The organism is Neoroseomonas eburnea (assembly GCF_018129005.1).
Classification (GTDB): Bacteria; Pseudomonadota; Alphaproteobacteria; order Acetobacterales; family Acetobacteraceae; genus Neoroseomonas; species Neoroseomonas eburnea.
In genome coordinates this window covers 86,970-106,440 of the sequence record NZ_JAAEDL010000013.1, presented here as the reverse complement: position 1 = coordinate 106,440, position 19,471 = coordinate 86,970, and the positions used below count along the sequence as shown (strand labels likewise).

20 protein-coding genes, 1 tRNA gene and 1 pseudogene are annotated in these 19,471 nt (G+C 72.0%); 10 read left to right on the top strand and 12 right to left on the bottom strand.

Features of this window, described 5'->3' with window-relative positions; translation table 11 throughout:
- Nucleotides 1-139: 139 nt before the first annotated feature.
- Nucleotides 140-1,027, top strand: a complete 888-nt coding sequence (locus GXW74_RS14545; RefSeq protein ID WP_211847280.1) for a LysR substrate-binding domain-containing protein — start codon at nucleotides 140-142, stop codon at nucleotides 1,025-1,027.
- A gap of 255 nt (nucleotides 1,028-1,282) precedes the next feature.
- On the opposite strand, the gene GXW74_RS14540 is transcribed toward GXW74_RS14545, so the two are convergent.
- Complete coding sequence (locus GXW74_RS14540; RefSeq protein WP_211847236.1) at nucleotides 1,283-2,314, bottom strand: YeiH family protein; 1,032 nt, start codon at nucleotides 2,312-2,314, stop codon at nucleotides 1,283-1,285.
- Nucleotides 2,315-2,777: 463 nt separating this feature from the next.
- On the opposite strand from GXW74_RS14540, the gene GXW74_RS14535 reads away from it, so the two are divergent.
- Complete coding sequence (locus GXW74_RS14535) at nucleotides 2,778-3,587, top strand: substrate-binding domain-containing protein (RefSeq protein WP_211847235.1); 810 nt, start codon at nucleotides 2,778-2,780, stop codon at nucleotides 3,585-3,587.
- A gap of 180 nt (nucleotides 3,588-3,767) precedes the next feature.
- Here the strand turns inward: GXW74_RS14535 and GXW74_RS14530 are convergent, their stop codons facing one another.
- From GXW74_RS14530 to GXW74_RS14520, 3 genes are read right to left on the bottom strand one after another with little or no spacing between them, the layout of a single operon-like run.
- Entirely contained in the window at nucleotides 3,768-4,250 is a 483-nt protein-coding gene (locus GXW74_RS14530) for a periplasmic heavy metal sensor (RefSeq protein ID WP_211847234.1), read from the bottom strand.
- Nucleotides 4,250-4,657, bottom strand: a complete 408-nt coding sequence (locus GXW74_RS14525; protein ID WP_211847233.1) for a hypothetical protein — start codon at nucleotides 4,655-4,657, stop codon at nucleotides 4,250-4,252. Before GXW74_RS14525 ends, GXW74_RS14530 begins: the two co-directional genes overlap by 1 nt.
- Nucleotides 4,658-4,660: 3 nt before the next feature.
- Entirely contained in the window at nucleotides 4,661-5,242 is a 582-nt protein-coding gene (locus GXW74_RS14520; protein WP_272877287.1) for a sigma-70 family RNA polymerase sigma factor, read from the bottom strand.
- A gap of 175 nt (nucleotides 5,243-5,417) precedes the next feature.
- On the opposite strand from GXW74_RS14520, the gene GXW74_RS14515 reads away from it, so the two are divergent.
- The 6 genes from GXW74_RS14515 to GXW74_RS14490 are packed head-to-tail and all read left to right on the top strand — an operon-like array spanning nucleotide 5,418 to nucleotide 10,132.
- Nucleotides 5,418-6,188, top strand: coding sequence for a DUF4410 domain-containing protein (locus tag GXW74_RS14515; protein ID WP_211847231.1), 771 nt, complete (start codon nucleotides 5,418-5,420; stop codon nucleotides 6,186-6,188).
- A gap of 33 nt (nucleotides 6,189-6,221) precedes the next feature.
- Nucleotides 6,222-6,473, top strand: coding sequence for a cysteine rich repeat-containing protein (locus tag GXW74_RS14510; protein ID WP_211847230.1), 252 nt, complete (start codon nucleotides 6,222-6,224; stop codon nucleotides 6,471-6,473).
- A 34-nt stretch (nucleotides 6,474-6,507) separates the two neighbouring features.
- Nucleotides 6,508-6,996 (top strand): hypothetical protein, encoded by a 489-nt coding sequence (locus GXW74_RS14505; RefSeq protein WP_211847229.1) that lies wholly within the window; start codon nucleotides 6,508-6,510, stop codon nucleotides 6,994-6,996.
- A gap of 60 nt (nucleotides 6,997-7,056) precedes the next feature.
- The gene (locus GXW74_RS14500) at nucleotides 7,057-8,283 is read left to right on the top strand and encodes an efflux RND transporter periplasmic adaptor subunit (protein WP_211847228.1); all 1,227 of its coding nucleotides are present in this window, start codon (nucleotides 7,057-7,059) and stop codon (nucleotides 8,281-8,283) included.
- The gene (locus tag GXW74_RS14495; protein WP_211847227.1) at nucleotides 8,280-9,419 is read left to right on the top strand and encodes an ABC transporter permease; all 1,140 of its coding nucleotides are present in this window, start codon (nucleotides 8,280-8,282) and stop codon (nucleotides 9,417-9,419) included. The genes GXW74_RS14500 and GXW74_RS14495 overlap by 4 nt, the downstream gene beginning before the upstream one ends.
- On the top strand, nucleotides 9,416-10,132 hold the full coding sequence (locus GXW74_RS14490; protein ID WP_246523355.1) for an ABC transporter ATP-binding protein: 717 nt from the start codon (nucleotides 9,416-9,418) through the stop codon (nucleotides 10,130-10,132). The genes GXW74_RS14495 and GXW74_RS14490 overlap by 4 nt, the downstream gene beginning before the upstream one ends.
- Nucleotides 10,133-10,398: 266 nt before the next feature.
- Here GXW74_RS14490 and GXW74_RS27995 read toward each other — a convergent pair.
- The 8 genes and pseudogenes from GXW74_RS27995 to gatC form a co-directional block, all read right to left on the bottom strand.
- Nucleotides 10,399-10,611, bottom strand: a pseudogene (locus GXW74_RS27995) (IS3 family transposase); the annotation flags it as partial.
- Between the two features lie 93 nt (nucleotides 10,612-10,704).
- Complete coding sequence (locus tag GXW74_RS14485) at nucleotides 10,705-11,253, bottom strand: hypothetical protein (protein ID WP_211847226.1); 549 nt, start codon at nucleotides 11,251-11,253, stop codon at nucleotides 10,705-10,707.
- Between the two features lie 119 nt (nucleotides 11,254-11,372).
- Nucleotides 11,373-11,465, bottom strand: a tRNA-Ser gene (locus GXW74_RS14480).
- Between the two features lie 93 nt (nucleotides 11,466-11,558).
- Nucleotides 11,559-12,191, bottom strand: a complete 633-nt coding sequence (locus GXW74_RS14475) for a glutathione S-transferase family protein (RefSeq protein ID WP_211847225.1) — start codon at nucleotides 12,189-12,191, stop codon at nucleotides 11,559-11,561.
- A gap of 73 nt (nucleotides 12,192-12,264) precedes the next feature.
- Nucleotides 12,265-13,371, bottom strand: a complete 1,107-nt coding sequence (locus GXW74_RS14470; RefSeq protein ID WP_211847224.1) for an AI-2E family transporter — start codon at nucleotides 13,369-13,371, stop codon at nucleotides 12,265-12,267.
- Nucleotides 13,372-13,433: 62 nt separating this feature from the next.
- Entirely contained in the window at nucleotides 13,434-14,885 is a 1,452-nt protein-coding gene (gene gatB, locus GXW74_RS14465) for an Asp-tRNA(Asn)/Glu-tRNA(Gln) amidotransferase subunit GatB (RefSeq protein WP_211847223.1), read from the bottom strand.
- Complete coding sequence (gatA, locus tag GXW74_RS14460; RefSeq protein ID WP_211847222.1) at nucleotides 14,882-16,369, bottom strand: Asp-tRNA(Asn)/Glu-tRNA(Gln) amidotransferase subunit GatA; 1,488 nt, start codon at nucleotides 16,367-16,369, stop codon at nucleotides 14,882-14,884. Before gatA ends, gatB begins: the two co-directional genes overlap by 4 nt.
- Nucleotides 16,369-16,665, bottom strand: a complete 297-nt coding sequence (gene gatC, locus GXW74_RS14455; protein WP_211847221.1) for an Asp-tRNA(Asn)/Glu-tRNA(Gln) amidotransferase subunit GatC — start codon at nucleotides 16,663-16,665, stop codon at nucleotides 16,369-16,371. The genes gatA and gatC overlap by 1 nt, the downstream gene beginning before the upstream one ends.
- 46 nt (nucleotides 16,666-16,711) lie before the next feature.
- Here gatC and ruvX point away from each other — a divergent pair, with 46 nt between their 5' ends.
- Both ruvX and GXW74_RS14445 read left to right on the top strand, forming a co-directional pair.
- Nucleotides 16,712-17,200 (top strand): Holliday junction resolvase RuvX, encoded by a 489-nt coding sequence (gene ruvX / locus GXW74_RS14450; protein ID WP_211847220.1) that lies wholly within the window; start codon nucleotides 16,712-16,714, stop codon nucleotides 17,198-17,200.
- A gap of 191 nt (nucleotides 17,201-17,391) precedes the next feature.
- Nucleotides 17,392-19,452, top strand: a complete 2,061-nt coding sequence (locus GXW74_RS14445) for a methyl-accepting chemotaxis protein (RefSeq protein WP_211847219.1) — start codon at nucleotides 17,392-17,394, stop codon at nucleotides 19,450-19,452.
- The last annotated feature ends 19 nt before the right edge of the window (nucleotides 19,453-19,471 follow it).

Sequence of the window (19,471 nt, the reverse complement as noted above, 5' to 3'; positions counted from 1 at the left end):
ACGCCTTTGACGGCCCCGGCGCCGCGCGCGCATGTAGGGCGGATCACCCCCCGTCGCGACGGCACCGCCATGCGCTGCCGGCGGCGCCGCGAGGTCTTCTTCCCGCCACCGCAGCCATGGACCATCAAGCGCGATGAGGATGACCCTGGACCAGCTCCGCGTCTTCGTGGCGGTGGCGGAGCGGCAGCATATGACCCGGGCCGCGGCTTCGCTCGCCATCGCCCAGTCGGCCGCCAGCGCGACCATCGCCTCGCTGGAGGCGCGATACGGCATCCGGCTGTTCGACCGGGTCGGCCGCCGCATCGAGCTGACCGAGGCCGGGCGCGGCTTCCTGGCCGAAGCGCGCGCGGTGCTCGCCCGCGCCGAGGCGGCGGAGCTCGCCCTGTTCGAATTGGGCGGCCTCGCGCGCGGCGTGCTCACGGTCCATGCGAGCCAGACCATCGCCAGCTACTGGCTGCCCCGCCATCTCGTCGCCTTCCGGCGCGCGCATCCCGGCATCAGCATCCGGCTGGCCATCGGCAACACCGCGCAGGTCGCCGCCGCGGTGCATGAGGGGCTGGCGGAGCTCGGCTTCATCGAGGGCGCGGTGGAGGATGACGGCCTGGTCGCCACGACGGTCGCGCACGACCAGCTCGTGCTGGTGGTGGCGCCGGATCATCCCTGGGTCGCCGTCCCCGGCCTCACGCTGCCGGACGCGGCAAGGACGGGCGAATGGGTGCTGCGGGAGCCCGGCTCCGGCACCCGCTCCGCCTTCGAGGCGGCGCTGGCCGCCGCAGGCGTGCCCCCGGGCCGGCTGCGGACGGTGCTGGAACTGCCGTCGAACGAGGCAGTGCGGGCGGCGGTCGAGGCCGGGATGGGCGCGACCGTGATCTCCGCCTCGGTGGCGGCGCCGAGCCTGGAGGCCGGGCTGCTGCACCAGGTCCGGCTGCCGCTGCCCGAGCGTGCCTTCCAGGCGCTGCGCCACCAGCAGCGGCAACCGAGCCGCGCGGCGGAAGCGCTGCTCGCGCGGATCGCCGGCCGCGGGTGACGTCATACCAACGGCCGCTGCTCGCGACCGCTCGCATTGGAGCGGTTCCGTTCGCCTTGGCTCCCGGAGGCAACTCCAGCCTTCTGTTCTTGCGAGCATCCTGACCCGGTCAGGCGACTCCACCTGATCCGGACCTCCGGTGGCTTATCCTGCCCTCATGCGCCGGGCGCAAACCCCCGGTTGCCTGGCTCCGCCGGACGAACGGCGTGCCGCATTCGCGGCCTCGGCACGACGCAGGACCCCGCCCCGCCGCCATCAGGCGATGCCGAGCAGGTGGATCAGCGCAAGGCTGGCGAGACCCAGCGTGAGCATCGACGCGAGCACCGCCGCCGTCACCCGCCCGCCGGCGCGCGTCACCGCGCGCAGATCGACACCGAGGCCGAGCGCCGCCATCGAGATGAGCGTCAGCATGCCCGCCGCGGTCGCCGCCGGCGCCAGCACCGCCTGCGGCAGCAGCCCCACGCCCCGCAGCACGGCCAGCGCGAGGAAGGCGAGGACGAACCAGGGTACGAGCCGGTGCAGCTTCGCGGCATCGGCCTCGCCCCGCCGGCCGCGCGCCAGCACCGAGAGGCCCACCACCACCGGGCCGAGCATCAGCACGCGCACCAGCTTGACCAGCGTGCCGAGATGGATCGCGACGGCGCCGCCGGACGCGGTGGCGGCGAGCACCTGCGGCACCGCATAGACGGTCAACCCCGCCAGCACGCCGAACTGCGCCTCCGACATGCCGAGTGCCGACGCCGCTGGCGGCAGGCCAAGCACCAGCAACACGCCGAGCACCGCCGTGAAGGCGATGGAGGATGCGATCTCCTGCCCCCTCGCGCCGATCACCGGAGCCACCGCGACGATCGCCGAATTGCCGCAGATGGCATTGCCGCAGGCGACCAGCAGCGCGAGGCGCCGCGGCAGGCCAAGCAGCCGGCCGATGCCGTAGCTGCTCGCCAGCGCCACCGCCACCAGGCCGGCGATGCCGAGCAGCAGGGCGGGGCCGAGCGCCGCGAGCGCCTCGGCGCCGAGCGAGGCGCCGAGCAGCGCCACGGCGATTTCGAGCAGCGTCCTGGCGCTGAAGGCGATGCCGGCCTGCCAGCGTGCGGGCGGGGTCCAGGCGGTGCGGATGGCGGTGCCGATCAGGATGGCCAGCACCAGCGCGCCGAACCAGGCACGGCCGAAAAGTGCCGCCTCCGTCCATTCGACGGCGAGCGCCGCAAGGCTGACGGCAGCGCAGAGCGCGATGCCGGGCAGGAGTCGCGCGGCACGGGCGCCGGCGGATGCGGGTGGCGGTTGCATGGCGAAGTCCAGCGTGTCTCGGGGGGCGGGAAACTGGCCGCGACCCGAAAACGACTCCAACGCTGGATTGCGATGGGTTCGATCAGCGGTCGCGATCGGTTCGGAAGCCGATGGATCGCGGGCGGACCATGGGCGGTCCGACGCCGTCAGCCTCTTCGGCGCTGCTCCTCACCACGGGCGGCCCAGGCCGAGGGCGGCGACGACGCGGCTTCACGATGGATTGATCCTGGTGGAGCCGGCATCCGCCACCGCCCGGCGCGCGCCCGCAGCACCTACGTCGCGCGCCGTGCAGGGCCGCCGAAGCTCAAGCCCCTGGCGCGCCGGCACGGTACCGCGTCGCCTGCTCGCCGGGGATACCCCCCTTGGCGCCATTCATACCCGTTCCCTAATGGATGGGGCCGCGATTCTCTGCCATTCCGGTACGATGCCGCGCGGCGAGAGCTCGACCCCATGGAGACCGCTCATGACGCCTGACAGTCGCGGCACTGCTCGCCGCCTGCCGTCCCTGCCGCGGCGCACCCTGCTCGTCGCCGCGCTGACGGCGCCGGCCCTCGCCCGCGCACAGGCGCCGGCCCCGATCCGCTGCTTCGGGCCAGGCGGGCCTGCCCCGGCGATGCGCGTCGCGGCCGAGGCCTTCCGCGCGTCCCAGGGCATCCCGGTCGAGATCATCGCCGGCCCCACGCCGCAATGGGCCGGGCGCGTCGCCGGCGAGGCCGACCTGGTCTTCACCGGCGCCGAATACATGATGGACGAGTTCCTCGAGCGCTTCCGCGACACGCTGGATCCGGCGACGCGGCGCTCGCTGTACCTGCGCCCCTCGGCGCTGCTCGTGCGTCCCGGCAATCCGCGTGGCTACGCCGGGCTGCGCGACCTGCTCTCACGCCCGCCGGCAGAGGCTCGCATCCTGGCCACGGGCGGCGCCGGGCAGCTCGGGCTGTACGAGGACATCGCCGGCCGGACCGGGGATGTCGCGCTGCTGCGCGCGATGCGCGAGCGCATCGTCGTGGTCGCGCCGAACACCGGCGCGGCGCAGCAGGAATGGCGCGGCAAGCCCGATGCCTATGATGTCTGGCTGGTGTGGAACCACTGGCAGATCGCCGCCCCGGACCATGCGAGCCTGGTCGAGATCGAGGAACCCTTCCGCATCTGGCGCTCGGCCGGGTCGGTGCTGTCGCGCGGCGGCGCCCAACGCGCCGAGGTGCGCCGCTTCGAGGCGTTCCTGACCGCCGATGAAGGCCGCGCCGCCTTCCGGCGCTTCGGCTGGAGCGGCTGACGCCGGCAGCGATCCGGACGATGGCATGGTGGCGGCGGACGCGGGACGAAAGCGCGCCCGCCGCCCGGAGCAGATCCCGCTCGGGTGGAATCACCTGATCAGGCCGAAGATGCTCGCGAAGACAGGAGGCCGGAGTGGTTGCCGCGCGCCAAGGCGAACGGAGACCGCTTCAGGATCCCGTCATCGCCGAGGGATGGCGCGGAACTGCGCCAGCACCCTCCGCCCTTCCGGCGACATGCGCGGCACGGCCTCCAGCAGCACCGCCTCCAGCAGCGGACCGAAGCGCAGCCTCTGCCGCCGCGCCTCGGCGATCGCGGCCTGCAGCGCCGCGGGGTTCACCGGGTCGCGCGCCACTTCCTCGCGCGCCGCGGCCGCCGCCTCGACGAAGCCGCGCCGCGCGTCGAGAAGCTCGAACATGCGGGCACGGACCGACGCGCGCAGGATCGCGGCATCCGCCGGCGGCAGCGCCCGCACGAGGTGCGCCAGGGTGCCCTCCGGGTCAGGCGCGCCCTGCTCCATCAGGCCCGGCCCCGGCTGCAGCGCCAGCATCTCGAGCCCTCGCGCGCGCCACCGCTGCCCCCCCACGAAGGCCGCGAGGAACAGGTTCAGCGCGATGGAGACGCCGAGGATGAGGCGGAGCCGCCGGGGCGTGAGCTGCAGCATCACTGGATCAGATCCTCGAACCGAAAGCCGCCGGCGAGGTGATGCGGCGGCACCTCCCCGGGCAGCCCCATGCCGACCAGCCAGCCGACGACGACGCTCGCCGCAAGCGCCGCCCCCATCGACCGGGTGAAGAACCAGCGCCAGTCGAGGACAGGCTCGGCCAAGGCGCGGATGCGCGCCATCGCGCCGGCGACGATGCGGGACTCGCGGGCCGGGTCGCGCGGCATCGACCGCCCGGCGGCAAGCTGCGCATCGAGCCGCCGCGCCGCCGCCCACTGCCTGCGCGCGGCGGGCGAGGCCTCGCACAGCCGCCGCGCCGCGGCGCGCGCTTCCTCCGGCCAGCGTTCGGCATCGGCGCCGTAGGTATCGAGAAGGCGAGTGAATTCCTGGGGGGTCATCGTCGTCATTCCTCACATCCTCTCATCGGACCCGGTGGCGCGCTGCATCTGCTGCTGCACGGTGCGGCGCGCCCGCTGCAGCAGCGACCAGAAGGCGCTCAGGCTGAGGCCCAGCGTCCGCGCCGCCTCGGTGCCGGCAAGCTCTTCCTGGTAGAAGAGGACCAGCGCCGCGCGCTGGCGGCGCGGCAGGGTGGCCATCGCGGCCCGAAGCTGGCGCTGCTCGTCCCTCGACGACAGCGACTCGAGCGCGCCCGGCGCCGGATCGGGCACCTCCATCGCGGCGTCGATCGGCTCGTGCCGGCGCAGCCGGAGCCGGTCGACGCAAAGCCGCACGACGATGGTGTGGATCCAGGTGCCGAGCTGCGCGCGCGACGCGTCCCAGCGCGCGGCATGGCGCCAGACGCGCAGCAGCGCCTCCTGCGACACCTCGTCCGCTTCCGCCGCGGAGCCGAGGATCGACTGCGCGACGCGCAGCATCCGCCCGACATGGCGGGTGGCGAAGAGGCGGAAGGCGGCCTCGTCCCCCTCGGCGATGCGCGCCATCAGCGCGGCATCGTCCGGCTCGGCCATCGAGGCGTTCAGGGCGGTCCGCATGGCCGGGGCGGCAAGAGGATTGGCATCACGCCCATGCTACGGGGCGAGCCGGCAGAGTTGTCGCACTCCCCTCACGAATATGTCGCTCGCGGCGCCGACAACTTCCTCCGCGCCCCTCCGTATCAGGCCGCGAAGACGGGATGCCGAAGGGGCAACCCGGACGGAAGCGGAAGCGATGACAGCAGCGACGCATGCCTTGGCGGCAAAGACGGAGGCCGGTGCGGGCCGCCGGGAGTGCTTCGCGCCGATCCTCGTCCTGCTGCTGCTCACCGGCTGCGGCGGAGCGCGGCTGACGGAGACCGCCACCGCCGCCCACCAGGCCGGACCGCCGCCCGCCCGGCTGCTCGTGGTCACCGAGGCCGCGCAGGCCGCGACGGAGGGGGCGGATCCCCTGCTCGCCGGCCGCACCGCGACCCAGCTGACCGCGGCGATCGTCCAGGGGCTGCAGGAGCGCGGCATTCCTGCCGAGACGGCGACCGTCGACCGCGCCGGCCCCGACGCCGCACGCCTTTCGCTCCGGTTGCTGCGCGTCGAGGAAGGCAGCCGGCTCCAGCGCATCGCCCTCGGCTTCGGGCTGGGGCAGTCGCGGCTCGAGGTGCAGGCGCGGCTGCTGCCGCCTGGCGGCCAGGCCGCCTCGCAGGACCTGCTGTTCCTCCATGGCAGCTCGCACAGCGGCTACCGCCCCGGCCTCGTCATGCCGCTGGGCGTCGGCCTGGGCACGCGAAGCGTCTTGGCCGTGGCCGGCGCGGCCGGCACCGCCGCGGCCGAGTTCCGCGGCCGCGGCCCGTCGCGGGACCTGCGCGACCTGGCCGAGGCCGTGGTCGAGCGGACCGTCACCTACTTCCGGCAGGTCGGCTGGGATCGCCAGGCCGAGCCGCTGTCCGTTCCCGCCGTCGGCGGACCGGCCATCGCCGGCCCTGGCGACGTGACCCCGCGGCGCGGCTGATCCGCCCGCTCTTGCTGAAAGGAGATTCCGCCCATGACCCCTCCCCTGATCCTGCGGCTCGGCCTGCTGGGGCTGACCGCCCTGCCGCTCCTCGCGACGCCGGCGATGGCGCAGGGCCGCATGACGCAGTCGCAGCGACAGGCCGCGCAGGCCTGCATGCCGGACGTGCGCAGCTACTGCTCCGGCGTGGAACGCGGCGGCGGCCGCATCCTCGCCTGCCTGCAGCAGAACAGCGAGCGGCTGTCGCCGAACTGCCGCCAGGCGATGAGCAGCCTGCAGCGCTGACGGCACACGACAACCGACCGGGAAACCCGACCTCATGCGCAAGATCCTCCTGGCGTCCGCGATATTGGGCGTCGCCGCCTTCGCCCCCGCCATCGCCTTCGCCTGGACGGCGGAGAGCACCGTCACCGGGCCGCAGGGCCAGACCGTGACCCGCTCCGGCTCGGCGAGCTGCGAGGGCGGCAACTGCACCCGCACCGGCACGGTCACCGGGCCGCAGGGCCAGACCGTGACCCGCTCCGGTTCGGCAAGCTGCGCGGGTGGCGATTGCACCCGCACCGGCACCGTCACCGGGCCGCAGGGCCAGTCCGTGACCCGCTCCGGCTCGGCAAGCTGCGAGGGGGGCAACTGCACCCGCACCGGGACGGTCACCGGGCCGCAGGGCAACAGCGCCACGCGCAGCCGCAACGTGACGCGCAACGCTCCCGGCCAGTGGTCCGTGCAGAGCACGGCCACCGGACCCCGGGGCGGGACGGTGACGCGCTCGGGCAGCGTCTCCGGCACGCGACCGCGCCGCGCGTGGTGATCCTGCATCCGGGCGGACGGTCGCGCCGCCCGGATGCCACACGGACAGGAGACGCAACGCATGGATGATGGAGCAGCCGCGCACCAGGGTGCCTTGCCCAGCCTGTCGGAGGCCCGCCCGCCCCCGCCGCCGCGCCGGCGCCGTGGGCGGCGATGGCTGCTGCTCGCCGCCGCCGCCGGCCTCGCGCTGTTCGGCTGGCGCTATGCGGTGCCGGCGCGGGCGGATGCCGTCCTCGTCCGCGCGGCACCCTTCACCCGCAGCGTGACCGGCCCGGCGCTGCTCGATGCGCTGGTCAAGGTGGAGGTCAGCGCGCGCATCCAGGGCCGCATCCTCGACCTCCCGGTCGAGGAAGGGGCACGCGTCGAAGCCGGGGAGATCCTCGCCCGGCTCGACGTCGCCGATGCCGCGCATCAGCTTGCCCAGGCACGGGCGGAGACCGAGGCGGCGCGCCGCGCCGTCACCGAAGCCGAAAGCGACCGCGACGGCGCCGAGGCCGCGCTGCTGCGCGCGCGCGCCGATCACGGGCGCAAGGCGGAGCTGCTGCCGCGCGGCTTCGCGACACGGGCGGAATTCGACGCCGCGCGCGCCACGCTGGACCAGGCCGTGGCCAGCGCCGAGCGCAGCCGCAGCGCGGTGCTGCGTGCGCGCGACAAGCTCGCCGCCACCGAGGCCGCGGAGCGCGTGGCCGAACTGCGGGTCGCGGACGGCACCGTCGCCGCGCCGGTCGGCGGCATCGTCACCGACCGCCTGCACAGCGTGGGCGATGTCGTCGCCGCCGGCACCACCATCCTGCGCCTGGTCGATCCGGCGAGCATCGTCCTCGCCGCGCGGCTCGACGAATCCGTCATGGCCATGGTGGCGCCCGGGCAGGCGGCGGAGATCCGCTACGTCTCCTATCCGGGGCGCGTCTTCCCCGGCACGGTGCTGCGGCTCGGGCGCAGCGTGGACACGACGACGCGCGAATTCACCATCGAGGTCACGCCCGGGACCCTGCCGCCGCACTGGGCGATCGGCCAGCGGGCGACGGTCAGCCTCGTCACCGGCAGCGCGCCGGCGGTGATCGCCGTGCCGCAGGATGCGCTCGCCCCGCGGGGCGGCCGCACCGGCCTCTGGATCGCCGAGGGCGGACAGCGCGCGCGCTGGCGCGAGGTGCGGCTGGGGGCGGCGGCGCAGGGACGGATCGAGGTGCTGGAGGGGCTCGGCGAGGGCGAGATCGTGCTGCGCCGGCCGCGCGGGCTCTATGCCGCCGCGCCCGTCGCGCCGGTGCTGGAGGGAGAGCCGCGATGAACTACCTCGCCTGGCGCGATCTCTCGGCCAATATGCTGCGCTTCGTGCTCGCCGCCGCCGGCGTCGGCTTCCTGCTCACCGGCTGCATGGGCATCACCGGCCTCTATCGCGGCGTTCTGCACGACGCGCTGCTGACCATCGAGGAGATCGGCGCCGATCTCTGGGTGGTGCAGGGCGGCCGCGCGGGGCCCTTCGCCGAGGCCTCCACCGTCTCCGCCAGCCTCGACCGCCGGGTGGAGGGGGTGGCGGGGGCGCAGGCCGTGCGCCGCTTCGTGCAGAACAACCTGCAGTTCGAGATCGGCGGACGGCGCCAGCGCATCGCGGTGACGGGGCTCGACTTCCCCAAGGACCAGGGCGCCTGGGTGGGGCTGACGGCAGGTCGGCTGATCGAGGAGGCGCGCGGAGAGGCGATCGCCGATGCGAGCCTCGGCCTCGCGCTGGGGCAGGAGGTGCGGCTTGGCCGCGACCTCTACCGCGTGGTGGGGCTGACGGAAGGCCAGGTCGACATGTCGGGCGACGGCCAACTCTTCGTCACCGTCCCGGACACGATGGACATCGCCGACAGCCGCCGGCCGGAGGCGGTGCTGCTCGACCGTGCGCAGGGGCTGGGAACGACCGCCGACCGGCCGAGCCGCATCGCCGCCGTGATCGTGACGACGGCGCCGGGTATGACGGACGAGGTCGCGACCATCATCGAGGCCTGGGGCGACGTTGCCGTGCTGTCCCGCTCCCAGCAGCGCGACGTGCTGGTCGATGGCCGGCTGTGGCGGCTGCGCCTGCAGATCCTGTTCTTCGCGGTCCTGCTGCTGACGGTGACCGGCGTCGTCATCGCCATGACCATCTACAACAGCACGATCGAGAAGCTGCACGAGATCGCGATGCTGAAGCTGATCGGCGCGCGCGACGGCTTCATCCTGTCGATGATCCTGCAGCAGGCGGTGCTGATCGGTCTGCTGGCCTATGGCGTCGCGCTGGCGCTGTCGGTGCTGCTGTTCCCGCAATTCCCGCGCCGCGTCGTGCTGCTGCCCGAGGATCTCGCGCTGATCTTCTGCGGATTGATGCTGGCCTGCGCGTTCGGAAGCTGGATCGGCATCGCGCGCGCGCTGCGCGTGCGCGCGAAGGAGGTCCTGGCATGATGCCGGGGGCCGGCGTGCCGGTGCTCTCGCTCGATGCCGTCAGCATCCGTTATCGCGGCGGCGACGGCAGCCTGGTGAATGCGCTCGAGGATGTGACGCTGCGTCTCGTCGCGGGCGAGATGCTCGGGATCTTCGGTCCCTCCGGCTGCGGCAAGACCACGCTGCTGATGGCGGCGGGGCTGCTGGAGATTCCGACCGAGGGCACGGTGCGCTTCAGCGGCACGCAGGCGGACACCATGGCCGGGGAGGCCGCGCTGCGCGACTTCCGCCGCCGCCACATCGGCTTCGTCTTCCAGAAGCCGAACCTGGTGCCCTTCCTGACGGCGGTCGAGAATGTCGCGCTCGCCATGGTGATCGACGGCGTGCCGGCGGGGGAGGCGGAGCAGCGTGCGATGGGGCTGCTCGCCGCCCTCGATATCGCGCACCGGGCCGGCAATCGGCCGGCCGGGCTGTCAGGCGGGGAACAGCAGCGCGTCGCGGTGGCCCGCGCCCTCGCGAACGACCCGGTGCTGCTGCTGGCGGACGAGCCCACCGCAGCGCTCGACAGCCGTCGCGGCCGTCAGGTGATGGAACTGCTGCTGGGCATCGCCCGGCGACGGCTGGCTGCCGTTGCGGTGGTGACGCATGACCCGCGATCGATCGATCTGTTCGACCGGATGATCGAAATGGAGGATGGGCGGATCGTGAACGAAAGCCGGGCCGCGGCGGCGTAGGCGGTCAGTACGGTCACGGGCTCCCGCGTCCGGTTGCCGTGGTCGCTCGTGGGCGTTGACGAGGCGGGGCCGACGGTTCGGGGAGATTGCCCCGAATGCGTTGCCGCCTGCGATGCTTGGGGCGTGCGATACTGGGGGATATCTCCCGGTCCCTTCCGTTGCAGCCGCGACTGCACCGTAAACCGCTCCCGAAGTTGGATTGGTCGGGAGTGCAGGAGATTCGCGGCAGCTCGCCCGGGCCCCGTCCCCATGCTCGGTCCCTCGGTCTTCGGCCCCACTTCATGAGGGCGAGAACGTGAGGTGTCACGCTCCGACTGTTTCACCCATTCGTTCAGCGTCTGGCCCGTGCAGCCAATCTTGGCCGCGATCGAGACGATCGTCGTCCAGCGCCACGCGTGCTGCGCCTCGTGATCGAGCACCATTCGCACCGCACGCTCGCGAACCTCAGGCGAAAACTTGTTCGTCGTCTTGCTCGTCATCGCTCCAGCCTCTCAGGTGTTGGAGCCTCCGACAAACCCGGGGCGGTTCAGGTCGCTATTGGCGTCGGGGCGCAATGAAAAGCCCCGAGGCCATCAACTCCCCAGTTGCTTCGCAAGGTCCGCGAGCCGCCGCACGTTGGGAATTTCAGCCTCCTGAAAGCCCGCCGGCGCCTCAAAGGATGTGATGCCTCCCGCCGCGAGAACCCGAAACCCGGACTTAGTGACACGGATTTCCGTGCCCCCCTCGTAGCCCAGTTCGCAATCTGGATCGCTCACCCAGGCGGACAATGCGCGGAGGCTGGACGGAGAAAGAAGTTCGGATGCGTCTCGAAAGGCGGCGCGACAGCGTTCCAGCGGGGCGGCGGCTCGCACCAAGAGGCCTCGCAGGTGACGGAGCTTCATGCCGGCTTGACGGTCTGCCAGAAGTTCCCAGGCGGTGTCCTCGATTGTGCGCTTAGCCTCTATGATCGCGATCCGAGCGTCGTTCGCGTCGGACCAGGGGGACCGCTCTTCAAACAGCGCCGACAATCCATCCCATTGTCCAACTGACACCCTCTCCCACCGGCGCTTCGGCTCCCGCCTCTCATCCGGTCGGCCATCGTCGCGGCGCAGGGCTTCACGGAAGCTCGTGTCAACGGTCACTAACCGCTCGACGATGAAGCGCAAGCGCCGAAAGGAAGGCGGCCTAACGCAGAACCCCAAGAGGTTAACCTGTGTGGGGACAGGCTATAAGTCGTTGATTTTCTTGAGATAAATAGGAATGGCGGAGGGGATGGGATTCGAACCCACGATAGGACTTGACATCCTATAACGGTTTAGCAAACCGCCGCCTTCGGCCACTCGGCCACCCCTCCGCAGGAGTGGAAAGTCACACGGCGTTGCAGGGCGCTGCTTCTACCGGCGGGGGCGCGGATCGTCAAACATCCCGCGCCGCCCGCCGCGCAAGCCTAGGACAGCGCCACCTCGAATCCGCGCTTCGTCGCCGGACGGGCCATCATCGTCTCGTACCAGCGCTTCACGTTCGGCAGCGCCGCCAGGTCCACCTGGTGCCGCTCATGCCGCCAGGCCCAGCCGAGAATCGCGAAATCGGCCACGCTGGGCTCGCCAGTCGTCGCCACGAAATCCCGCCCCGCCAGCCGCCGGTCCAGCACCCCGTACAGCCGCACCGTCTCCTTGTGGTAGCGGCTGAAGCCGTAGTCCCGCGCAGGCCCCTCCGGCTGCATCAGGAAATGGTGCACCTGGCCGGGCATCGGCCCGAACCCACCCATCTGCCACATCAGCCATTCATAGACCGGCACACGGTCTCGCAGGCTCTTCGGCAGGAACTTCCCGGTCTTTTCAGCGAGGTACAGCAGGATCGCCCCGCTCTCGAACACCGTGATCGGCTTGCCGTCAGGCCCATCGGGGTCCTTGATCGCCGGGATGCGGTTGTTCGGGCTGAAGGCGAGGAACTCGGGATTGAACTGCTCATCCTTGGAGATGTTCACGGTCTTCACCGTGTAGGGCAGCCCCATCTCCTCGAGCGCAACGCTGATCTTGCGCCCGTTGGGCGTATTCCACGTCCAGAACTCGATGCTCATCCGCGCATGTCCTCCGCAGGCTTCGACGGCAGGCTTCGCATGGCGACCCCTGCCCGTCCACCGCCCCAGGCGGTCATGCCTCCGGGTGAACGCCCCCTGCCCCTGCCCGGCGCCAGGCGTCGAGCAACCCGTGCCCGACCGCCAGCAGCGCCGGCCCGATGAAGAGCCCCAGGAAGCCGAAGGCGATCAGCCCCCCGAAGACGCCCAGGATGATGAGGCCCAGCGGCATCGCGCTGCCCCGCTGGATCAGCAGCGGCCGCACGATGTTGTCGCTGCCCGAGACCGGTATCGCCCCCCAGACGAGCATGAACAGCGCCCAACCGGTCTCCCCCTGGCCGTAGAGCCAGGCGGCGGCCGCCACCCAGGTCACGATCACCAGCGGCCCGAGAACCTGGCTGATCGAGAAGATCATGGTCAGGAACGCCAGCACAGCGGCGCCGGGCACGCCCGCGACAGCCAGGCCGATCCCCATCAGCACCGCCTGCAGCATGCCGGTGCCGACCACGCCCCATGCCACGCCGCGCACCGCGCCGCCGGCGGCTTCCACCGCCGCGACACCGGTCGTCCCGCCCAGCCGCCCGGCGATGTCCTTCAGTTGCTCCGCCATCCGCTCACCGCTCGTCCAGAACATCGTCGCGACGATCAGGGCGAGCAGGATCTGCAGCAGGCTTGCCGCCGCCTGCTGGCCGATCTCCACCAGCAGCCGCGCAATCTGCCCGCTGTAGGGGGCGAGCAGCGAGTTGATGTCCCCCTGCAGCGCCTGCAGCCGCGGCCAGCCCGCGGCGATGCGCCCGCCGACCAGCGGCAGATCCGCCAGCCAGGCGGGCGCCTCAGGGGGCAGGTTCTCGAGCACCGTGCGCCCCTTGGCGACGACGCTGCCGATCTGCTCGGCAAGGCCCGGTGCCATCAGTACGGCCGGCACGGCAATCAGCAGGATCACCGCGATCAGCATCGCCGCCGCCGCCGCGCCGGGCCGCACCCCGCGGCGGACCAGGGCAGCCCGCATCGGCCAGGTGCCGATGGCGATGAAGGCGCCGAAGGCGATCGCCATGCCGAAGGGCTCGAGCACCCGCAACACGCCGTAGAGCAGGACGGCGAGCAGGATCAGCACTGCCGCCCGCTCGGCGAGCAGCACCGTCGCGGCGTAACGTTCGTCGGGTACTGGCGACTCGGGCTGCATGGCGCTTCCCCTGCTGGGCGGCGCAGCGAAGCATGCCACGCCGCCCCGGGGAAAGCGCGCCGTCAGGCGAGTTTCTTCTTCAGGACCTCGTTCACCAGGGCCGGGTTCCCCTTGCCCTGCATGGCCTTCATGGTCTGGCCGACGAAGAAGCCGAACAGCTTCTCCTTGCCCGACCTGAACTCGGCGACCTTGTCGGCATTGGCGGCGAGCACGCCATCCACCACCGCCTCGATCGCGCCGGTATCGGTCACCTGCCTGAGGCCGCGCTCCTCGACGATGGTCCCCGGCGCGCGGCCGGTCTCGACCATCACCTCGAAGACTTCCTTCGCCAGCTTTCCCGACAGCGTGTTGTCCGCCATCAGGTCCAGCAGCGCGCCGAGATCGGCCGCGCTGACCGGCGGCTCGGCGATCGAGGTCTTGGTCCGGTTGATGGCCGCGAACAGGTCGCCCATCACCCAGTTCGCCGCCAGCTTGGCGTCGCGCCCCCTGGCGACCGCCTCGTAATAGGCGGCGGTCTCCTTCTCGAGCGTCAGCACATGCGCGTCATAGGGCGTGACACCGTAGTCGCGGACATAGCGTGCCCGGCGCTGATCCGGCAGTTCCGGCAGCGCGGCCTTGAGCTGATCGACCCAGGACTGCTCGATCACCAGCGGCGGCAGGTCGGGGTCCGGGAAATAGCGGTAGTCGTGCGCGTCCTCCTTGGACCGCATCGACCGCGTCACGCCGCGGCCGGTGTCGAACAGGCGGGTTTCCTGCTCCACCGTGCCGCCGGATTCCCACACCTCGATCTGGCGGCGCGCCTCGGCCTCCACCGCCTGCATGACGAAGCGGATGGAGTTGACGTTCTTCACCTCGCAGCGCGTGCGATAGCCTTCGCCGGGCTTGCGCACGGAGACGTTCACGTCGGCGCGCATGGAGCCTTCCTCCATGTTGCCGTCGCAGGTGCCGAGGTAGCGCAGGATCTGCCGCAGCTTCGTCAGATACGCGCCGGCCTCCTCGGGGGACCGCATGTCCGGTTCCGACACGATCTCCATCAGCGCCACGCCCGAGCGGTTCAGGTCGATGAACGACTTGGTCGGGTGCTGGTCGTGCAGCGACTTGCCGGCGTCCTGCTCCAGGTGCAGGCGCGTGATGCCGATCGTCTTCGTGCTGCCATCCTGCAGCTCGATCTCGATCTTTCCCTCGCCGATGATCGGATGGGCGTACTGGCTGATCTGGTAGCCCTGCGGCAGGTCCGCATAGAAGTAGTTCTTGCGGTCGAAGCGCGACCACAGGTTCACCTGCGCGTTCAGCCCCAGCCCGGTGCGCACGGCCTGCGCCACGCATTCGCGGTTGATCACCGGCAGCATGCCGGGGAAGCCGGCATCGATGAAGGAGACCTGGCTGTTCGGCTCGGCGCCGAAGGCTGTCGCCGCGCCGGAGAACAGCTTCGCGTTGCTGACGACCTGCGCGTGGACTTCCAGCCCGATGACGAGTTCCCAGGCGCCCGTCTCGCCGTCGATGGTGTAGCTCATGCCCCGGCCCTCATGCTCGGAACTGCCCTGAAGTCGGCGGCGCGCTCGATCGCCGCGCCCACCGCGAACACCGTCTCCTCGTCGAAGGGCCGCCCGATCACCTGCAGCCCGAGCGGCAGCCCCTGCGGGTCGAGCCCCGCCGGCACCGAGAGCCCAGGCAGCCCGGCGAGGTTCGCCGTCACCGTGAACACGTCGTTCAGGTACATCTTGATCGGGTCGTCGGTGTTCTCGCCTTCCGCAAAGGCGGCGGAGGGCGTCGCCGGCGTCAGGATCGCATCCACCTTCCCCCAGGCCTCGCGGAAGTCGCGCGCGATCAGCGCCCGCACCTTCTGCGCCTTGAGGTAATACGCGTCGTAGTAGCCGGCGCTCAGCACATAGGTGCCGATCATGATGCGCCGCCGCACCTCCTGCCCGAAGCCCGCGGCGCGGGTGCGCTCATAGAGGTCGCGCAGGTCGGAATTCTGCTCCGCCACCCGCAGCCCGAAGCGCACGCCGTCATAGCGCGCGAGGTTCGACGACGCCTCCGCCGGTGCGACGATGTAGTAGGTCGGCAGCGCGTATTTCGTATGCGGCAGGGAGATATCGACGATCTCCGCCCCCGCCTCGCGCAGCCAGTCGAGCCCCTGCCGCCACAGCTTCTCGATCTCCGGCGGCGTGCCGTCGAGCCGGTATTCCTTCGGCACGCCGATGCGCAGCCCCTTCACGCTCCGCCCGCAGGCCTTGGCGAAATCCGGTACCGGGCGGTCGGCGGAGGTCGAATCCTTCGGATCATGCCCGGCCATCGAGCGCAGCAGGATGGCGCAGTCCTCGACGGTGCGGCCGAACGGCCCCGCCTGATCGAGCGAGGACGCAAACGCCACGATCCCGAAGCGCGAGCAGCGCCCATAGGTCGGCTTGATGCCCGCGATGCCGCAGAAGGCCGCCGGCTGGCGGATCGACCCGCCGGTGTCGGTGCCGGTCGCACCCAGGGCCATCCGCGCCGCCACGGCGGCGGCCGAGCCACCCGAGGAGCCGCCCGGCACCAGCCGGACATCAGGGTCGTTGCGCCGCGACCAGGGATTGGCCACCCCGCCATAGGCCGAGGTCAGGTTGGAGGAGCCCATGGCGAACTCATCGAGGTTCGCCTTGCCCAGGAACACCGCCCCGTCGCGCTTCAGCCGCGATGTGACCGTGCTCTCATAGGGGGGGATGAAGCCGCCGAGGATCTTCGACGCGGCGGTGGTCTGCACCCCCTCGGTGCAGAACAGATCCTTGATGGCGATCGGGATGCCTTCCAGCGGCCCGGCATCGCCCCGCTGGCGCTTGGCGTCAGAGGCCTTGGCGGCCGCCATCGCCTGCTCGGAGGTCACGGTGATGAAGGCGTTGAGCCGCGGGTTCAGCGCCTCGACCGCCTCGACATGGGCGCGGGTCAGCTCCTCGGAGCTGATGACGCCTTCCTCCAGCGCCGCCACGGCGCCAGCCAGGGTGAATTCCGTCGGATGCATCACTCGACCACCTTCGGCACGCCGAAATACTCGCCCTCGCGGTCCGGCGCATTCGCCAGCACCGCTTCCGCCTGGCCGCCATCGGTCACGACGTCCTCGCGCATCGGCATGGCGGCGATGCCCTCCGGCGTGCCGCCCGCCATCGGCTCCACGCCGTCGGTGTTCACCGCCTGCAATTGCTCGATCCAGCCGAGGATGCCGTTGAGCTCGCCCTGGACACGGGCGACCTCCTCCTCCTCCAGGCGGATGCGGGCAAGGGCGGCGACACGCCGCACGGTGGCGGTATCGAGGGACATTACTCTCTACTTCCAGGGAAACGGGTCGCGGACCATAAGGCCCGGCATGGCCATCATCAACCTGAAGGACCTCCGCGCCGCCCTGCCCCGGCATGCGCGGCTCATCGGCCTCGATCCCGGAACGAAGACGATCGGGGTCGCGCTGTCGGACGTCACCCTCATGCTGGCCAGTCCCTATGGTGCCCTGAAGCGGGGGAAGCTGGCGGCCAATGCCGCCGAGATCGCCGCCATAGCCAGGAAGGAAGGCGCGGCCGGCCTGGTCGTCGGCCTGCCCTTGTCGATGGACGGCAGCATGGGCCCGGCCGCCCAGGCGGCCAGGGACTGGGCGCGGGCGGTCTCGGACGCCACCGGCCTGCCCGTCGCCCTGTTCGACGAGCGCCTTTCCTCCGCGGCGGTCAACCGCATGCTGGTGAGCGAGGCCGACCTGACGCGGGCGAAGCGGGCCGAGGCCGTGGACCGGGCGGCGGCGGCCTACATGCTGCAGGCGGCCCTCGACGCGACGCGCGACCGAAACAGTGGTCGGGAGCCCCTTTGAGAATGCCGCCACCGGCCCGCACCGCCCCGCTCATCGCCGCGTCCATCGCCGCACGAGCCCGGCCCTCCCGCGCCCCTCGGAAGGCATGCGACGGAATGAAGCCCCGGCGCCGGAACAACCGACTCGCATTAGGCGTCCCGTAAGGCCGGCGACAGCATCCTGACGGCCCCACCGCCAGAGGCTGCCAGAGCATGCGCATCACCAAGGTCTTCCTGATCGGCTTCGCGTCCGTCGCCGCGCCCGGCCTCCTTGGATCGGCCTGGTTCGCGCAGAATGCCTGGCAACGGATGGATCGCGCCGCGGAAGCCTATGCGGCAACCGAGGTGCTGCGCGCGACCATGCAGGCGCAGACCGCGCTCGCAATCGAATCCGGCGATCTCAATGCCGCCGGCAGCACCCGCCGCGCCGACGCCGCGGCCATGCGGCGCTCGTCCACGCAGACCGACATGAGCCTCGCCAACGCCGCCCGCGCCGCCGCTGCCGCCGGCCTCGACGCCAGCACCCCGCGCGAAATCGCGGCCCGGCAGACCGCCCTGCGGGAACGCGTCGCCGCCGTGGTCGCCGCGCCCGCCGCCCCCGCCGACGGCAACCTGGCGCGGGACATCATGGCGGCGCGGGATGAATCGGTCGCGCAGCTCGGGCGCCTGGGCGCCGGTGCGGAACAGCGCATCCAGGACCTCCAGCCCGCGATCACGCCGCTGATCCGGATGGCCTCCCAGATCATGCAGGCGCGCACCCTCGCCGGCGGCCGCAGCCTGATGATCAACAGCGTCATGGACGTGGCCACGATCCCGCCCGAGACGCTCGAGCAGCTCCTGATCACAACCGGCAGGATCGAGCAGGCCTTCGCGACGACGGAACAGCTCTCCGTCGGCACCGGGCCCGAGGTTGCCGCCGCGCTGGAAGCCTTGCGGTCCGGCTTCATTGCCCGGTCGGAGCCGCGCTACCGCAGCTGGGTCCGCCTGATCCAGGCGCGCATGGCCGGCGCCACCACGCCCTGGCCCGAGGATCTGCAGACCTTCCGCGCCTGGAGCGTGCCTGCCCTCGCCTCCCTGATGCCGGCGCGCGACGCGATGCTCGACCAGGCGGTGACCCGCGCGGAGGAACTTCGGCAGGTGGCGCAGACCCAGCTGATCGCGGCCCTCGCCGTGCTGTTGCTGGCGCTCGCCGCGGCCGCCGGCGGCGTGGCCGTGGTGCTGCGCCGGGTGGTCTCGCCGGTGCGCGAGCTGACCGATACCGTCACCCGCATCGCCGGTGGCGACCTCGCGCTCGAGGTGCCGCAGCGCAACCGCTCCGATGAGCTGGGCGAGATGGCCGGCGCGGTCGAGGTGCTGCGCGCGGCTTCCGTCGAGCGCAACGCCATGGCGGCCGCCGCCGCGGCGGAGCAGGAAGCGCGCGCCGCCCGCGGCGAGCGTCTCGAGCGCCTGCTCAAGGGCTTCGAGAGCGAGACCGCCGGCGTGCTGCGCGGCGTCGCCGCCGCGGCGACGGAACTCGATGCCACCGCGGCGGGGATGACCTCCACGGCCGAGGATGGCGCGACCCGCGCCGCCTCCGTCGCCGCGGCGGCGGAGCAGGCCAGCGCCAATGTGCAGACCGTCGCGGCTTCGGCGGAGGAACTCGGCGCCAGCATCCGGGAGGTGACGCGCCAGGTGCAGACGAGCGCCACCATGGCCCGCCGCGCCGCGGAGACCGCCGGCGCCACCGACCAGACGGTCCGCACCCTGGCCGAGGCGGCGAGCCGCATCGGCGACGTGGTGCGGCTGATCAGCGACATCGCCGGGCAGACCAACCTGCTGGCGCTGAACGCGACCATCGAGGCCGCGCGCGCCGGGGAAGCCGGCAAGGGCTTCGCCGTGGTGGCGAGCGAGGTGAAGCAGCTCGCCGCCCAGACCGCCAAGGCGACCGAGGACATCGGCGCCCAGATCAGCGCCATCCAGCAGGAAACCGGCCGGACGGTGGAGGCCATCGCGACCATCGCCCAGGCCATCGCCGAGTTGGACAGTACCACCACCCAGGTCGCCGCCGCCGCTGAGCAGCAGGCGGCTGCCACGCAGGAGATCGGCCGCGCGGTGGCCGAGGCGGCGAACGGCACGCGCGACGCCTCCCGCCACGCCGCAGGCGTGCGGGAGGGCGCCGAGCGCACCGGCGGGGCGGCGGCGGAACTGCGCAGCGCCTCCGCCGAACTCGCGCGGCAGGCGGAATCCCTGCGCGGCCAGGTGGAGCACTTCCTCACCGATATCCGCGCCGCCTGACCGGGCTGCGCCACCCCGT

Excerpts from the sequence above, each read along its gene's own strand:
- GXW74_RS14545 (WP_211847280.1), top strand. The coding sequence starts at position 140 with ATGACCCTGGACCAGCTCCGCGTCTTCGTGGCGGTGGCGGAGCGGCAG.
- GXW74_RS14540 (WP_211847236.1), bottom strand. The coding sequence starts at position 2,314 with ATGCAACCGCCACCCGCATCCGCCGGCGCCCGTGCCGCGCGACTCCTG.
- GXW74_RS14535 (WP_211847235.1), top strand. The coding sequence starts at position 2,778 with ATGACGCCTGACAGTCGCGGCACTGCTCGCCGCCTGCCGTCCCTGCCG.
- GXW74_RS14530 (WP_211847234.1), bottom strand. The coding sequence starts at position 4,250 with ATGCTGCAGCTCACGCCCCGGCGGCTCCGCCTCATCCTCGGCGTCTCC.
- GXW74_RS14525 (WP_211847233.1), bottom strand. The coding sequence starts at position 4,657 with ATGACGACGATGACCCCCCAGGAATTCACTCGCCTTCTCGATACCTAC.
- GXW74_RS14520 (WP_272877287.1), bottom strand. The coding sequence starts at position 5,242 with ATGCGGACCGCCCTGAACGCCTCGATGGCCGAGCCGGACGATGCCGCG.
- GXW74_RS14515 (WP_211847231.1), top strand. The coding sequence starts at position 5,418 with ATGACAGCAGCGACGCATGCCTTGGCGGCAAAGACGGAGGCCGGTGCG.
- GXW74_RS14510 (WP_211847230.1), top strand. The coding sequence starts at position 6,222 with ATGACCCCTCCCCTGATCCTGCGGCTCGGCCTGCTGGGGCTGACCGCC.
- GXW74_RS14505 (WP_211847229.1), top strand. The coding sequence starts at position 6,508 with ATGCGCAAGATCCTCCTGGCGTCCGCGATATTGGGCGTCGCCGCCTTC.
- GXW74_RS14500 (WP_211847228.1), top strand. The coding sequence starts at position 7,057 with ATGGATGATGGAGCAGCCGCGCACCAGGGTGCCTTGCCCAGCCTGTCG.
- GXW74_RS14495 (WP_211847227.1), top strand. The coding sequence starts at position 8,280 with ATGAACTACCTCGCCTGGCGCGATCTCTCGGCCAATATGCTGCGCTTC.
- GXW74_RS14490 (WP_246523355.1), top strand. The coding sequence starts at position 9,416 with ATGATGCCGGGGGCCGGCGTGCCGGTGCTCTCGCTCGATGCCGTCAGC.
- GXW74_RS14475 (WP_211847225.1), bottom strand. The coding sequence starts at position 12,191 with ATGAGCATCGAGTTCTGGACGTGGAATACGCCCAACGGGCGCAAGATC.
- GXW74_RS14470 (WP_211847224.1), bottom strand. The coding sequence starts at position 13,371 with ATGCAGCCCGAGTCGCCAGTACCCGACGAACGTTACGCCGCGACGGTG.
- gatB (WP_211847223.1), bottom strand. The coding sequence starts at position 14,885 with ATGAGCTACACCATCGACGGCGAGACGGGCGCCTGGGAACTCGTCATC.
- gatA (WP_211847222.1), bottom strand. The coding sequence starts at position 16,369 with ATGCATCCGACGGAATTCACCCTGGCTGGCGCCGTGGCGGCGCTGGAG.
- gatC (WP_211847221.1), bottom strand. The coding sequence starts at position 16,665 with ATGTCCCTCGATACCGCCACCGTGCGGCGTGTCGCCGCCCTTGCCCGC.
- ruvX (WP_211847220.1), top strand. The coding sequence starts at position 16,712 with ATGGCCATCATCAACCTGAAGGACCTCCGCGCCGCCCTGCCCCGGCAT.
- GXW74_RS14445 (WP_211847219.1), top strand. The coding sequence starts at position 17,392 with ATGCGCATCACCAAGGTCTTCCTGATCGGCTTCGCGTCCGTCGCCGCG.